The sequence below is a fragment of the Flavobacterium sp. WC2416 genome (genome assembly GCF_041200095.1).
Classification (GTDB): domain Bacteria; phylum Bacteroidota; class Bacteroidia; order Flavobacteriales; family Flavobacteriaceae; genus Flavobacterium.
In genome coordinates this window covers 2,765,968-2,780,599 of record NZ_CP165626.1, presented here as the reverse complement: position 1 = coordinate 2,780,599, position 14,632 = coordinate 2,765,968, and the positions used below count along the sequence as shown (strand labels likewise).

The 14,632-nt window shown below is 32.5% G+C and carries 14 protein-coding genes; 7 read left to right on the top strand and 7 right to left on the bottom strand.

What is annotated here, in order from left to right; translation table 11 throughout:
- Nucleotides 1–50: 50 nt before the first annotated feature.
- Nucleotides 51–404 (top strand): N-acetyltransferase family protein, encoded by a 354-nt coding sequence (locus tag AB3G39_RS11800; protein WP_369765250.1) that lies wholly within the window; start codon nucleotides 51–53, stop codon nucleotides 402–404.
- Between the two features lie 182 nt (nucleotides 405–586).
- The gene (locus AB3G39_RS11795; protein ID WP_367752547.1) at nucleotides 587–1,114 is read left to right on the top strand and encodes a PaaI family thioesterase; all 528 of its coding nucleotides are present in this window, start codon (nucleotides 587–589) and stop codon (nucleotides 1,112–1,114) included.
- A 76-nt stretch (nucleotides 1,115–1,190) separates the two neighbouring features.
- Here AB3G39_RS11795 and AB3G39_RS11790 read toward each other — a convergent pair whose 3' ends face one another.
- Together AB3G39_RS11790 and AB3G39_RS11785 are read right to left on the bottom strand one after the other, a co-directional pair.
- On the bottom strand, nucleotides 1,191–2,390 hold the full coding sequence (locus AB3G39_RS11790; RefSeq protein WP_369753597.1) for an aminotransferase class I/II-fold pyridoxal phosphate-dependent enzyme: 1,200 nt from the start codon (nucleotides 2,388–2,390) through the stop codon (nucleotides 1,191–1,193).
- A 21-nt stretch (nucleotides 2,391–2,411) separates the two neighbouring features.
- The gene (locus AB3G39_RS11785) at nucleotides 2,412–3,044 is read right to left on the bottom strand and encodes a MarC family protein (RefSeq protein ID WP_369753599.1); all 633 of its coding nucleotides are present in this window, start codon (nucleotides 3,042–3,044) and stop codon (nucleotides 2,412–2,414) included.
- 159 nt (nucleotides 3,045–3,203) lie between these two features.
- Here AB3G39_RS11785 and AB3G39_RS11780 point away from each other — a divergent pair, with 159 nt between their 5' ends.
- Nucleotides 3,204–3,662, top strand: coding sequence for an Lrp/AsnC family transcriptional regulator (locus AB3G39_RS11780; RefSeq protein WP_367752553.1), 459 nt, complete (start codon nucleotides 3,204–3,206; stop codon nucleotides 3,660–3,662).
- A gap of 152 nt (nucleotides 3,663–3,814) precedes the next feature.
- Nucleotides 3,815–5,218, top strand: a complete 1,404-nt coding sequence (gene lpdA, locus AB3G39_RS11775; RefSeq protein WP_367752555.1) for a dihydrolipoyl dehydrogenase — start codon at nucleotides 3,815–3,817, stop codon at nucleotides 5,216–5,218.
- A 62-nt stretch (nucleotides 5,219–5,280) separates the two neighbouring features.
- On the opposite strand, the gene AB3G39_RS11770 is transcribed toward lpdA, so the two are convergent.
- Complete coding sequence (locus AB3G39_RS11770) at nucleotides 5,281–5,658, bottom strand: DoxX family membrane protein (RefSeq protein ID WP_367752557.1); 378 nt, start codon at nucleotides 5,656–5,658, stop codon at nucleotides 5,281–5,283.
- A 37-nt stretch (nucleotides 5,659–5,695) separates the two neighbouring features.
- On the bottom strand, nucleotides 5,696–6,100 hold the full coding sequence (locus tag AB3G39_RS11765; protein ID WP_369765249.1) for a VOC family protein: 405 nt from the start codon (nucleotides 6,098–6,100) through the stop codon (nucleotides 5,696–5,698).
- 132 nt (nucleotides 6,101–6,232) lie between these two features.
- Between AB3G39_RS11765 and AB3G39_RS11760 the strand changes: the two genes are divergently transcribed.
- From AB3G39_RS11760 to AB3G39_RS11750, 3 genes are read left to right on the top strand one after another with little or no spacing between them, the layout of a single operon-like run.
- On the top strand, nucleotides 6,233–7,519 hold the full coding sequence (locus tag AB3G39_RS11760) for an anthranilate synthase component I family protein (protein WP_369765248.1): 1,287 nt from the start codon (nucleotides 6,233–6,235) through the stop codon (nucleotides 7,517–7,519).
- A gap of 47 nt (nucleotides 7,520–7,566) precedes the next feature.
- The gene (gene tilS, locus AB3G39_RS11755; protein WP_369765247.1) at nucleotides 7,567–8,877 is read left to right on the top strand and encodes a tRNA lysidine(34) synthetase TilS; all 1,311 of its coding nucleotides are present in this window, start codon (nucleotides 7,567–7,569) and stop codon (nucleotides 8,875–8,877) included.
- Nucleotides 8,877–10,913, top strand: a complete 2,037-nt coding sequence (locus AB3G39_RS11750; protein ID WP_369765246.1) for a protein-disulfide reductase DsbD family protein — start codon at nucleotides 8,877–8,879, stop codon at nucleotides 10,911–10,913. The genes tilS and AB3G39_RS11750 overlap by 1 nt, the downstream gene beginning before the upstream one ends.
- 298 nt (nucleotides 10,914–11,211) lie before the next feature.
- Here AB3G39_RS11750 and AB3G39_RS11745 read toward each other — a convergent pair whose 3' ends face one another.
- The 3 genes from AB3G39_RS11745 to AB3G39_RS11735 all read right to left on the bottom strand — a co-directional run bounded on the left by AB3G39_RS11745 (nucleotide 11,212) and on the right by AB3G39_RS11735 (nucleotide 14,627).
- A complete protein-coding gene (locus AB3G39_RS11745; protein ID WP_367752567.1) occupies nucleotides 11,212–12,162 on the bottom strand; it encodes a zinc metalloprotease in 951 nt (316 codons plus the stop codon).
- A gap of 350 nt (nucleotides 12,163–12,512) precedes the next feature.
- Nucleotides 12,513–13,463: a zinc metalloprotease gene (locus AB3G39_RS11740; protein ID WP_369769388.1), complete on the bottom strand. Its 951-nt coding sequence runs from the start codon at nucleotides 13,461–13,463 to the stop codon at nucleotides 12,513–12,515.
- A gap of 525 nt (nucleotides 13,464–13,988) precedes the next feature.
- Nucleotides 13,989–14,627, bottom strand: coding sequence for a DUF4159 domain-containing protein (locus AB3G39_RS11735; RefSeq protein WP_369769386.1), 639 nt, complete (start codon nucleotides 14,625–14,627; stop codon nucleotides 13,989–13,991).
- Nucleotides 14,628–14,632: the final 5 nt, after the last annotated feature.

Here is a 14,632-nt window from a genome sequence, read left to right as displayed (position 1 = left end):
ATTTCAGAACGGTTTTTTATTAATGTAGCCAAATTAATACAAAATTAAACATGATTAATTCAACCCAAATAAGAAAAGCCACAAAAAATGATTTTGATTCAGTATGGGAAATTTTCAAAGAAGTGATAAAAACAGCCGATACTTATGTTTTTGATCCCAATACTCCCAAAGAGGATTTAAATAAAAATTGGTTTGCTCCTTATATGGATACTTTTGTTGCTATTGATGAAAATCAAGCAGTTTTAGGAACTTATATTATCAAACCCAACCAAATTGATTTAGGGAATCACATTGCCAATTGTAGCTATATGGTCAACCCTAAATACCATGGTAAGGGAACTGGAAAACTATTGTGTGAGCATTCCATAAAATTTGCAAAAGAAAAAGGTTATTTGGCAATTTAGTTTAATATTGTTGTCAGTACTAATCTAGCAGCAGTTGCATTGTGGCAAAAGTTTGGTTTCGAAATCATAGGTACAACTCCTAAGGGTTTTAGACATAAAACGTTGGGACTAGTAGATACTTATATCATGTATAAAGAAGTGTAAAAATAATAATATAGAATTATATAATAAGCAATAAAAGAATGTCAGTATATAAAAAATTAGCCAACTTAGGAGGCAGGTTCATAGGGAAAAGCAAACTCTTTAAATATGGTTTCAATTATTCACCTATGTATCGTAGGAGCACGGCGAGGATTGTAAATATATCAGAGGATTTGTTGAATGTAACCATTAAACTTCCTATTAGTTATAAAAACAAGAATTATGTAAACTCCATATTTGGCGGGAGCATGTTTTCAGCAGTAGATCCTATTCCTATGATTCAATTGATGCATCTTTTGGGTGATGATTTTGTGGTTTGGGACAAATCGGCCGAAATATATTTTAAGAAACCAGCTAAAGAAAATTTGTATGCTGATTTTAATTACACCGTTAAAGAAGTAGAGGAGATATTAAGTAGAGTGGCAACCGAGAATGAAATTGAAGTTACTAAAGTGACTCAACTTACTAATCTTGATCGTACTACTGTTTATTGCGAAGTTAAAAAAACGATTTACATTGCCGAAAAATCTTTCTTTAGAGAAAAAAAGAGATTGAGAAACCGAGAATAACACTTGAATTAAAATTTGAAATCCGCTCAAGATTGCTCTCAAACGGATTTAACCAAAGTAAACAACTAAAAAAAAATTATAAGATAGAAAGTTCCTGCATGCAGGTTTTCATCATTTGATACGTTCTTTCAATGTCATTGTCTAGACCAATTGAGAACCGAATTAAACCATCTGTCAATCCCATTTCGGCTTGCTCATCAAGAGGAATTTCACTTGATGTGGAAGTTCCAGGAGCGCTAAACAACGTTTTGTAAAATCCTAAGCTTACCGCTAAGTATCCTAAATTGCGCGCTTGCATTAACTCCATTAATTCATTGGCTTTCGCCAAAGTGCCTACGTCTAGTGTCATCATTCCTCCAAAACCATATTCTGGATTTATCATCGATGCATATAGTTTATGACTTGGATGGCTAGCTAAACCAGGGTAAACCGTCTTTAAACCGTCTTTTTCAAAACGTGCAGCTAAGTAAGCCGCATTGTGGCTGTGTTGTTTTATTCTCAAATGCAACGTGCGCATATTTTTCATGACACTCGCGGAGCGCATGCTGTCCATTGTAGGCCCAAGAAGCATACTTGCACCACTATTTACATCCTTCAAACTATTTATAAATTCTTGCGAAGCACAAGTCACACCACCCACTGTATCGCTACTTCCGTTGATGTATTTGGTTAATGAATGAATTACAATATCAGCACCAAGTTTTATTGGAGTTACAGATAAAGGTGAAAAGGTATTGTCCACCACTAATGTCAAATTGTGTTTTTTCGCAATTTTAGACAAACCAGCAATATCAGCTACTTCTAGTAAAGGATTACTTACTGTTTCACAGTACAGCACTTTTGTATCTGGCGTGATAGCCGCTTCTACTACATCCAGTTTTGTAATGTCTACAAAAGTAGTTTTGATCCCTAGTCGCGGAGCAAAATTTTTCAAGAAAGCATACGTTCCGCCATAAATTGTTCTACTTGAAACGATATGATCACCAGCTCCACATAGTTGTAACAAGGTAGGCGTGATGGCTCCCATTCCTGATGCAGATACATTAGCGGTTTCTGTCCCCTCCATCGCTGCTAGCGCTTTGTCCAAATATAAATTACTAGGCGAGGAGTGACGCGAGTACAAGTAGCAACCTTCCATGTTTCCTTCAAAAGTATCAAACATGGTTTTTGCTGATAAAAAGGTATAAGTTGAAGAGTCAGAAATCGATGGGTTTACACCACCAAATTCGCCAAAATACTGTAAGTCTTGAATGTTGTCTGCAGGGTTGAATTTCATGTTGGTTTATTTTTTTGATTATTATTTTATGATGTCGAGTATAATTGGCTTTAAGCCACTAAAAAAGAATTCTACAGCAATCACCATTACTATAAGTCCCATTAATCGCATCATGACATTGATTCCCGTTTGCCCGATGAGTTGAATGATTTTTGTTGAACTTAATAAAATGAGATAGGTTGTGAAAACAACTATTGCGATTGTAGTTAAAAGGATTATTATTTTGGCATAAGTATTGGCATCCTCCATTAAAACAATAGCATTGGTAATGGCGCCTGGTCCACAAATCATAGGAATAGCCAATGGGGTAATTGAAATATCATTGACATATGTTTTTACTTCGTTTTTTTTAATTTTTACAGCACTTAATCTCGCCTGTAACATATCCATTCCCATCATAAAGAAAATAACGCCACCCACTACTTTAAAACTATTAACAGAGATTCCGAAAAATTTAAAGAGGAGTTGCCCTGATAATGCAAAAGCTATAATGATAATAAAAGAAACTAAAGATGCTTTTTTGGCAGTGTGATTTCTTTCCTGATCCGATAAGTCGTTGGTCATGGTTAAAAAAATCGGCATGGTACCCAATGGATTAATCAAGGTAAAGAAAGAGGTCAAACATAAAAGTCCAAAAGTGATTAATTCATCCATTATTTATGGGTTTATTTATTAATGTAAAGTACGTTTATATAGTTTTTATTATCAATATTTACTGTTTAACTTAGTTTTTTAAATTACTATATCTATTTTTAATAGATTTTTTTTCTATTTTTGATGTGATTTAATGGCTTTCGCCAAAAAAACTACAAAATGACATTAGACCCAACCGACAAAAAACTCCTCTTTTTACTACAAACCGATAGTAAAAGAACCAATAAAGAATTGTCATTAAAGCTCAATCTTTCCGTTACTGCGGTTTATGAACGTATAAAAAAATTAGAGCGCGAAGGGATTATTGATAAGTATGTAGTTGTTCTTAATAAATCAAAAGTAGAGAAGGGCTTTGTTGTTTTTTGCCATTTAAAACTCATTCAACATTCGCATGAATTTCTAACGCATTTTGAAAGTGAAGTGGTAAAGCTCCATGAAGTGTTAGAATGCCACCATGTAAGTGGTGATTATGATTATATATTAAAAATTGTTGTAAAAGACATGGAAGCCTACAGAGAATTTTTGGTGACTAAATTGACTACACTGCAACACATAGGTAGTACACAAAGTACTTTTATGATAAGCGAAGTAAAAAACACAACTGTGGTAACGATTTGATATTTTTTTTTCATAATAACACCAATTTTAAAGATAAATAATCAGTGTTAGCCCAAAATCTTAACAAAAAAGCTCGAACTTTAAACTTTAAACAAAACTTAATTCCTTAATTTTGTAGCTCGAAAAATTAATATACATATAAAAAATATACTATGAGTTCATTTGACGTAGTCATTATAGGTTCTGGTCCAGGAGGATATGTGTCAGCAATTCGTTGTGCACAACTAGGTTTCAATACAGCAATTATCGAGAAATATTCCACATTAGGCGGAACTTGTCTTAATGTAGGATGTATTCCTTCTAAAGCTTTATTGTCATCTTCACATCATTATGCTGAAATAGCACATTTTGCTGATCATGGAATCGAACTTTCAGGGGAAGTAAAAGTAAATTTGGAGAAAATGATTGCTCGTAAACAAGCAGTTGTGGACCAAACTTCAGGAGGTGTAAAATACCTAATGGATAAAAACAAAATTACAGTATTGGAAGGAATGGGATCTTTTGTAGATGCGACTCATGTTGCCGTTGCAAAAGCGGATGGAACAACTGAAACAATTGAAGCTAAAAACATCATTATTGCTACTGGTTCTAAACCATCTTCTTTACCTTTTATCAAAATTGATAAAGAAAGAATCATCACTTCTACGGAAGCATTAAAATTACCAGAAGTTCCTAAACATTTAGTGATTATTGGTGGTGGAGTTATTGGTATTGAATTAGGTCAAGTATATTTACGCTTAGGAGCGCAAGTTTCAGTAGTGGAATACATGGATCGTATTATTCCAGGAATGGATAGTTCATTATCTAAAGAATTGACTAAAGTATTAAAGAAACAAGGAATGAAATTCTACGTTTCTCATAAAGTAAAATCTGTTGAAAGAAATGGTGATGCTGTAACTGTTCAAGCTGAAAATGCTAAAGGAGAAACCATTACTCTTGAAGGTGATTACGCATTAGTTTCTGTAGGGCGTCGTCCTTACACAGACGGATTAAATGCAGATAAAGCAGGAGTAAAAATTTCTGATAGAGGACAAGTAGAAGTAAATGATCATTTACAAACTAATGTTTCTAATATCTATGCTATTGGTGATGTAGTTCGTGGAGCAATGTTAGCACACAAAGCAGAGGAAGAAGGAGCAATGGTTGCTGAAATCTTAGCAGGGCAAAAACCACATATTGATTACAACTTGATTCCAGGTGTGGTGTATACTTGGCCAGAAGTGGCTGCAGTAGGTCAAACAGAAGAGCAATTAAAAGCTTCTGGAGTTGAATATAAAGTAGGAAGTTTTCCTTTCAAAGCATTAGGTCGTGCTAGAGCAAGTGGAGATTTAGATGGATTTGTAAAAATTCTTGCCGATGCAAAAACAGATGAAGTTCTAGGAGTTCATATGATTGGAGCTAGAACAGCTGATTTAATCGCTGAAGCAGTGGTTGCAATGGAATTCAAAGCATCAGCCGAAGATATTTCAAGAATGTCACATGCACATCCTACTTTTGCGGAAGCAATAAAAGAAGCGGCATTAGCAGCTACTGATAACAGAGCATTACACGTATAAATTTACGTTTTGGATATATAAAAAAAACCGCTTTAAGCGGTTTTTTTTGTGCCAAAATTAAATTATTCAGCTCTAAATAAACCTTTATAGTTTTCCCAATGAGAGAAGATTAAAAATACATTACCTAGAAATACAAAGATGGCCAGAGGTAAGTTCTCTGGTGTTAGGAAGTAATTAATTAATAGAATATTGATTGTTACAGGTAGTATTACAAGGTTGGCTAAGGTCATGTATTTCCCTGTGACAAAGGATAATCCACTTAATAATTCTACTATTTTTGCTAATGGTAATAAATAAGTTGAAGCGACTAGGCCAAGTTGGAATGCCTTGAACTCTCCTGTTGAAGCTACTTCGGGAGTTAGGTGAAAAAAATAACTAATTGAAGTGTAAAGAAACAAAAGTCCAAGCATAATCCGAATAATAATGGTAGCAATTTTCATAATATTTAGGTTTAATTGGTTAAATAACTAAAATGCATTATTGTGGAATCTCACTTTCATTCATATAAAACAGGTCCCATTGATGCCCGTCTAAATCTGCAAAACTATGTCCGTACATCCATCCATAATCTTGCGGTTCCATATATTGCTTTCCACCAGCTTCAATTGCTTTTTTTACCAGTTCATCTACTTTTTCTCTGCTTTCAACATCTATGGAAAGTAAGACTTCGGTATATTTTTGTGCATTACAAAGTTCTTTTTTGGTAAAGTCTTTAAAACGTTCTTCTTGTACAAGCATTGTAAATATATTTTCTCCAACAATCATACAAGCTGATTTATCGTCAGTAAACTGAGGATTAAAAGTAAAACCTAGCTTAGAAAAAAATATCTTTGATGCCTCTAGGTTTTTAACAGCTATATTTATGAATATTTTACTAGCCATAATTCAATCCTTTTAAAGTGATTAAATTCAGTATCTTACTGTAAATTTACAAAAAAAATGGACTGATTTTTCTTATAATGATATATTAAAGCTTTTTTTTTATCGTAATTTTGAGTTTTAAAGAAAATATTTTTGAGAACATCAGTTTATAAGTCCATTTCAAATCCAAAATTGTTAAAAAAACAACTTTTAATTTGGTCCCAACAATTCCGTGAAATTACTTTTATGGATAGTAATGATTATCCCCAGGAATATTCAAATTACGACTGTATTTTGGCCATAGACGCACTTACATCCATAAAAACGGATACTCATAATGCCTTTGAAGATTTAAAACAATACCAACAAATCACTAAAGATTGGATTTTTGGATACTTATCCTATGATTTAAAAAATGATGTAGAAGAATTGTGTTCTAATAAATATGACGGATTAGATTTTCCTGATTTATTTTTCTACCAACCCAAAAAAATATTTTTGTTAAAAGGAGATCAGCTTGAAATGCAGTATCTCAATATGTGTGATGATGAATTGGAAGAAGACTTCGCTGAAATATTTGAAAGTGTAATAGTAGAAGAGCAAAAAGAAAATACGCTATATATTCAACAACGCGTTTCTAAAGAAGCTTATCTAGAAAAAGTCTCCAAAATGCTAGATTATATTCATCACGGAGATTTGTATGAGGCCAATTTTTGTATGGAGTTTTATGCTGAATATACTAGTATAAATCCGTTAGAAAAATTTTTAAAACTCAATAAAATTTCGCAACCACCTTTTGCCGTTTTTTTTAAAAATAACACTCAATTTTTATTGTCTGCTTCACCTGAACGGTATTTGAAAAAAGAAAATGAGAATCTTATTTCCCAACCTATAAAAGGAACAGCTAAGCGTTTTTTAGATCCTGTTGAAGATGAACTTTCTAAAAATAATCTCGCTTTAGACCCAAAAGAAAGGGCCGAAAACATTATGATCACGGACCTCGTTAGAAACGATTTATCGCATACAGCTCAAAAAGGTTCCGTTGTAGTAAAAGAGTTATGTGGCATGTATTCTTTTATGCAAGTACACCAAATGATCTCTACTGTTACTTCCAAATTGGATTTTCAATATTCTGCAATTGATGCCATTAAATCGACTTTCCCAATGGGAAGTATGACCGGTGCTCCCAAAATTGCTGCGATGAAAATTATTGAAGAACTCGAGGAAACAAAACGTGGGATGTATAGTGGAGCAGTTGGGTATTTCACTCCAAATGGCGACTTTGATTTTAATGTAGTTATTCGTAGTATTTTATACAATCAAGAAAAAAAATACGTTTCTTTTTCTGTGGGAAGTGCTATTACATCGTTATCAATTCCAGAATCAGAGTACGAAGAATGTTTACTCAAAGCAAAAGCCATGCGCGAAGTTTTGGAATAAGTGAAATTCATAAATCGATTTCAGATTTTAATCTTTATTTTTGAAGCATGTTAGATAAACTTAAAAATCATATTGCGCATCACTTTCCCTTTTTGGAAAATAAAAAACTTTTTCTGGCTACAAGTGGTGGTTTGGATAGTATGGTGATGGCTCATTTATTTCAGCAATTGGACTATAAAATAGCTTTGGCACACTGTAATTTTCAGTTGAGGGGAGTAGAGAGTTTTGGAGATCAAAAATTTGTTCAAGATTTCGCTGAAGCAAATGATATTCCCGTTTTTATAACGCAATTTGATACTCAGGCTTTCGCCAAAGATTACAAACTGTCTACTCAGGTTGCAGCAAGAGATTTGCGATACAATTGGTTCTATGAACTTTTAGAAACCGAAAACTATGATTATATCCTCACAGCACATCATGCGGATGATAATATTGAAACCTTCCTGATTAATTTGAGTAGAGGAACAGGACTAGAAGGTTTAACTGGTATTCCAGCTGAAAACGGAAATATTATTCGGCCGCTTTTGTTATTTTCTAGAGAAGAAATTGCTCATTATGCTGAAGAAAATAAGATTGAATGGCGTGAAGACAGCAGCAATGCCTCAGATAAGTATTTACGAAATAAGATTCGTCATGATTTAGTTCCTTTATTAAAAGAACTGAATCCACATTTTATTGAATCATTTCAAAAAACACAATCGTATTTGCAAGAATCAGTAGCGATGGTAGAAGACGCTTCTATCATGGTATATCAACAAGTAGTGCGACAAGAGGAAGATGAAATGCATTTTAATTTGAACCAGCTAAAGCGATTGCCTAATTATAAATCGTATTTGTACCAATGGTTGCATGAATTTGGTTTTTCGGCTTGGGATGATGTATATGATTTGGTGGATAGTCAATCTGGAAAAAAAATTTTTTCATCAGAATTTAGATTATTGAAAGATAGAGATTCTTTAATTCTAAGTCCGATAAATTTTGAAACTGAAAACGAAGAATATTGTATCGAAAAAGGAGTCCAAGACGTTAAGATTCCCTTAAATCTTTCGTTTTGTAAAGTAGATGACATTTCCATTAGCTCAAATACGGCTATATTTGTTGATGAAGATAAATTAGAATACCCCTTAGTTTTGCGTAGGTGGAAAGAAGGGGATAATTTTCAGCCATTTGGCATGGAAGGCAAGACTAAAAAACTAAGTAAGTTTTTTAAAGATGAAAAGTTTTCCTTATTAGAAAAAGAAAATTGCTGGATTTTATGGTCTGGTGATTCTATTGTTTGGGTTATTGGTTACAGACAAGATGAACGTTTTAGAATAAATAGTACGACACAAAATATATTAAAAATAGATTTAGAATAATGAAGAAAATTATTTTTTTACTACTTACTTTTTTGGCTTTTGCCAATGTAAATGCACAAATTTTGGATCCCGTTAAATGGACTACTAAAATTGAAAAAAAATCAGAGAATACCTATCTACTAACTTTTAATGGAGTTATAGAAAAAGAGTGGCATATGTATTCTCAATTTACACCTGATGGGGGACCACTGCCATTGGAAGTGATTTTTAAAAATGCAAATGGAAATTTTAGTCTTGTAGGCAAAGCCAAAGAAAGTAAAACAAGAACAGCTTACAATGATATTTTTGAAGTAAATGAAACCTTCTTTGAAAGAAAAGCGCAAATTCAACAAGAAATTAAGATCACAAATTCAAAAGTTTCTAAAGTTGAAGCAGAATTGAATTATCAAGTTTGTAAAGAGGTTTGCATCAATTTAGAAAAGAAATTTACTTTTGTATTACCTGCGGCGTCTGTTGCGGTAGTATCAGAAACTCCAAAAACCGAAACAGTTGCAGCTCCTGCTTTATTAGATACTATAAAAGAAGACACATTGGCTCCAAGTCTTGGTGCCAGTAATATTATGGAAGCAACTCCTGAAAAAACGGTGGAAGCAACTCCAAAACCAGATTCTAAAAGAGGACTTTGGTCTATCTTTTTTATTGCTTTTCTTTCAGGGTTCGCCGCTTTGTTGACGCCTTGTGTATTCCCAATGATTCCTATGACGGTAAGTTTCTTTACTAAACAAAGTAAAACAAAGGCTAAGGGAATCAGAAATGCTATTATTTACGGAATTGCTATTATTGTTATTTACGTGATGCTGGGATTTGTAGTAACCTGGGTTTTTGGCGCCGATGCGCTGAATGCTTTATCAACAAATGTGTGGTTTAATATTATATTTTTTGTTTTATTGGTTGTTTTTGCAGCGTCATTTTTAGGGGCTTTCGAAATTATGTTACCTAATTCTTGGGCCAATAAAGTAGATGATCAAGCTGATAGAGGCGGAATGATAGGGATTTTATTTATGGCATTGGCATTAGCTATTGTTTCTTTTTCTTGTACGGGACCTATTGTAGGGACTTTATTGGTTGAAGCAGCTTCAAAAGGAGGTATTGCACCAATTGTTGGGATGTTTGGTTTTTCATTGGCATTGGCATTGCCTTTTATGCTTTTTGCAATGTTCCCAGGCTGGTTGCATTCTTTACCAAAATCAGGAGGCTGGTTGAATACCGTAAAAGTAGTTTTAGGATTTTTGGAACTGGCTTTGGCTTTTAAATTTTTGTCGAATGCTGATTTAGTTTTACAATTACATTTATTAGAAAGAGAAGTATTCTTGGCGATTTGGATTGCTATTTTTGGAACGTTAGCATTCTATTTATTCGGTAAAATTACCTTACCACATGATAGTCCATTAACACACCTTTCGGTAGGAAGACTATTAATGGGATTGGTTGTTTTAAGTTTTACTATTTATTTAATTCCAGGACTTTGGGGAGCTCCATTAAAAATTATTAATGCTTTCCCACCTTCTATTGAATATAGTGAAAGCCCTTTTGGTGTAGGTGGTTCTAGCACTATTTCTGCAGCAACTGTTTTGCCTGATGGTGCTAAAAGGGGACCTCATGGAATCGTAGTTTTTGATGATTATGAAAAAGGATTGGCTTATGCTAAATCAGTTAATAAACCTATTATGCTTGATTTTACAGGTTATGCTTGTGTGAATTGCCGTAAAATGGAAAATAATGTTTGGTCTGATTCGACTATTTTACCTATTCTAAATAATGATATTGTGTTAATTTCTTTATATGTAGATGACAAAAGGGATTTGCCAAAAGACCAACAATTTGTATCGAAAACAACGGGTTCAACAATTGAAACAGTAGGAGATAAATGGACTGATTTTATGATATCTAAGTATGAAACGAATACACAACCTTTATATGTTTTAACTGATTTAGAAGGGAATAGTTTAAATAAAACAAAACCAACTATAAGTTATGTAAGTATAGGAGAGTATGAGACTTGGTTAAAATCAGGAATTTCAAATTTTAAAAAATAAGTAATTGATTTATAAATGAATAGTTTGTTTTAATTAGTAAAAACAAAAAAACGTCTCTAAATGAGGCGTTTTTTATATCAACTTATAAAATTAATTACAAATCAAGCTAAGGCCTATTGTATTTTATCATGAATAGCAATCATAAAATTTTCGTCCCGTTTATTTTAAATAAAATTTAGATGTAAAATAAATTGAAATAACAGCAACCAATACAAGCAGTTTGGAAAGTCACAGTAAATAAAAAGAGGCCTCAAAATATATTTTGAGACCTCTTTTTATTTATTAAGTTTAAAAATTATTAGATACGAAAACCTGATCTAACACCACCAGAAACAAATATGGCATCCATTCTTGATTTTTGTCCATTGGTAAACATATACATTCCGGGATCATCAGTATAATCCATGTAATTCATCGTCATTTCAACTGGAGTTCCGGGACAAGTACTATAATGAGGGTAAACTGGTACACCATAATTTGCAGTGTTATGCGTAGGAGTATCAGATACTAAATCATCTCCACAAGTTGCATCACCCCAAATATGACGTAGGTTCATCCAGTGACCTACTTCGTGAGTTGCAGTTCTTCCTAAGTTGTAAGGTGCATTTGCTGTACCTGACAAACCAAAGTAGTTTGGATCAATTACTACTCCATCAGTAGCGCTTTTACCACCAGGGAATTGTGCGTAACCTAAAATTCCACCACCAATTGTACAAACCCACATATTAAGCTTGTTTGAAGGTGACGTAGGGTCTAATCCTCCTTTTTTCGTACTTTTCATAGCATCTCTAGTACCCCAAGAAGTTTTTTTAGTCGATTTTCTATTGATTGTTTCTAAGACAAATGAAATCCCTACATTCGCTTTGTCTCCAGAAAATAAAGCAGGAACATCATTATAATCTGAATTTCCAGCATTAAAATCTGCATTCAAAACATCTATTTGGGATTGAATTTGTGCATCAGAAATATTTTCTTCTGCAGTTTTATACAAAACATTAACTACTACTGGTATTTCAATTTTTCCGTTTACTAAACGACCTGTCAGCATAGTTTTTTGTATGGACTGTTCAATTTGATTCATCCTTAAAGCTAATGTTGGGTCAGCTGCTAATTGTGCTTCAAGTACATCTTGTGATGCACATTTACGCTGCGTAATTGCGTTTGTAGAAAGAGAACTTGCATCTGATGATTCATTTTGGCAAGAAAATAGCATCATACATGCCACGGCTGATAAAATAATTTTTTTCATAATGGTTTGTTATAAATTAATGATTTTGGTTAATATAATAACAATTTTATAACATTTTTATCTAAAATAAAAATTATAGCTAATAAAAAAGTATTTTATTATTCATGCCGATTGTATTATTAAAAGTTTTTTTTAATTTTTAGATCTTTATTTCATTATTATAATGCAAATGTATATAGGTATTATAAAGATACAGCTTTTTTTAAACTTTAATGAACTTCTGATTTTCTCTAAAGTTACTTTCTTATACATTTTTAATTTAGTAATAGTATTCTTAAATCTTTTATTTTAAATTTTCCCAAAAAAAACTCGCTAACAAGTAGCGAGTTTAATTTGGGAATGGTTAAAATCTAGATTCCAAAACCAGCTCTTGCTCCTCCAGAAACAAATAAAGCTGTCATTCTTGATTTTTGACCGTTTGTAAACATGTACATACCTCTATCATCAGTGTAATCCATGTAATTCATTGTCATTTCATTGTGAGCAGGTAAACAAGTACTTACGTAAGGGTATGTTGGTACGCCAAAGTTTGAAGTTTTGTGAACAGGTGTATCAGCAACTAAGTCATTACCACAAGATGCATCACCCCAAATATGTCTTAAGTTCATCCAGTGACCAACTTCATGACTAGCTGTTCTTCCTAAGTTATAAGGATAACTAGCAGCGCTTGATAATCCAAAATAATTAGAATCAATAACAACTCCATCAGTAGCACTTGATCCACCTGGGAATTGTGCATATCCTAGAATGCCTCCACCAATAGTACAAGCCCACATATTAAGTGTATTTGCTGGTGATGTAGGGTCTAATCCTCCTTTTTTTGTGCTTTTCATTGCATCTCTTGTACCCCAAGAGGTTTTCGTAGTTGATTTTCTTTTGATTTGAACTAATTCAAATGTAATACCAACATTTGCCGCAACTCCTGCAAACTCAGCTGGAGTACTACTGAAGTCAGCATTAGTTGCTGTATAATCTTCATTTAAGACATCAATTTGTGATTGTATTTGTGCATCTGAAATATTCTCAGCAGCTGTTCTGTATAATACATTTACAACAACTGGAATTACAATTTTGCCATTAACTAGACGGTTGGTTAACATCGTTTTTTGAGTAAAAGCCTCAATTTGATTCATTCTTAAAACTAATGTAGGGTCAGCTTTTAATTGTTCAGCAAGTACATCTTGAGAAGCACATGCTCTTTTTGTCATTGCATTTGTTGCCGCAACAGTTGATTCTGTTTGGTCATTTTGGCAAGAAAATAGCATTAAGAATGCCATTGCGGATAAAATTACTTTTTTCATAATAATAATAGGTTTTGTTATAAAAAATTGATTTAGGTTAATAATACCGCAATTCTATAACAAAATTATTAAATAAAAAAATTTTTTTTTAAAAAAAATTAACAAGAAATTAAGAGTGCTTATTTGACGGGCTTTTTTGAATAAAATACTATAAATATAAAATATATTTATAAGTTTAATCTTACTAATTACAAAGTAAAAATGCCCTTAGTCGGTTTTATTGAACACTTTGTCTGTTATGAATCTTTATTTTAAGGTAAGTACTCAAACATATTAATCAACAATTCCTTTTATTTTTATGAAAAGCATCTATTTATTTTCGTTTTAATAATGTAACTTTTTAAGGAATTCAGTTAATTTTTATCTAAAAAAGAAACTTTAATAATGAGTACTTATTTTTAAATATCAAAAGAATTGTTTCATTAGATATTTAAAATAATTTTAGAAAAAAATATTTTCTATTGTAAAAGTGTTCTAGTTTTAAATGTAATTCTCTTTTTTAGAGATTTATGCAGTATGTAATTATCAATTATTGAAAATATAATTGATAATGTTGGCCCCCATTTTTAATGCTTTTTCTCGTACAGAAATCGGATCATTGTGGACTTCTGGATCTTCCCATCCATCTCCTAAATCACATTCATAAGTATAAAGTAAAACAAGTTTATTATCTATGAAAATGCCAAAAGCTTGAGGGCGTTTGCCATCATGTTCATGAATTTTAGGTAATCCAGTGGTAAACAAAAATGGTTTTTGAAAAATGGCATGAGTAGAGGGAATTTCAATTAATTCGTTATTTGGAAATATTTTTTTTATTTCTTTTCTGATATATCGATCCATTCCATAATTATCATCAATATGGAGAAACCCTCCTGCGCTTAAATATTTTTTAAGATTACTAACTTCAGCATCATTAAAAACGACATTTCCATGGCCAGTCATATGAAGGAAAGGATAGGAGAAAATAGTAGGACTTCCAGGCTCAACTGTTGCAGGTTTTGGATTTATTTTTGTGTTGATATTAGCATTACAATATTTAATTAAATTAGGTAGAGATGTGGGATTTGCATACCAATCACCACCGCCATTGTATTTAACTAATGCGATTTCTTGAGAAAATGACGAAATAGAGATTAACAGTAAAACTGAATATATTTTTTTCATAGATT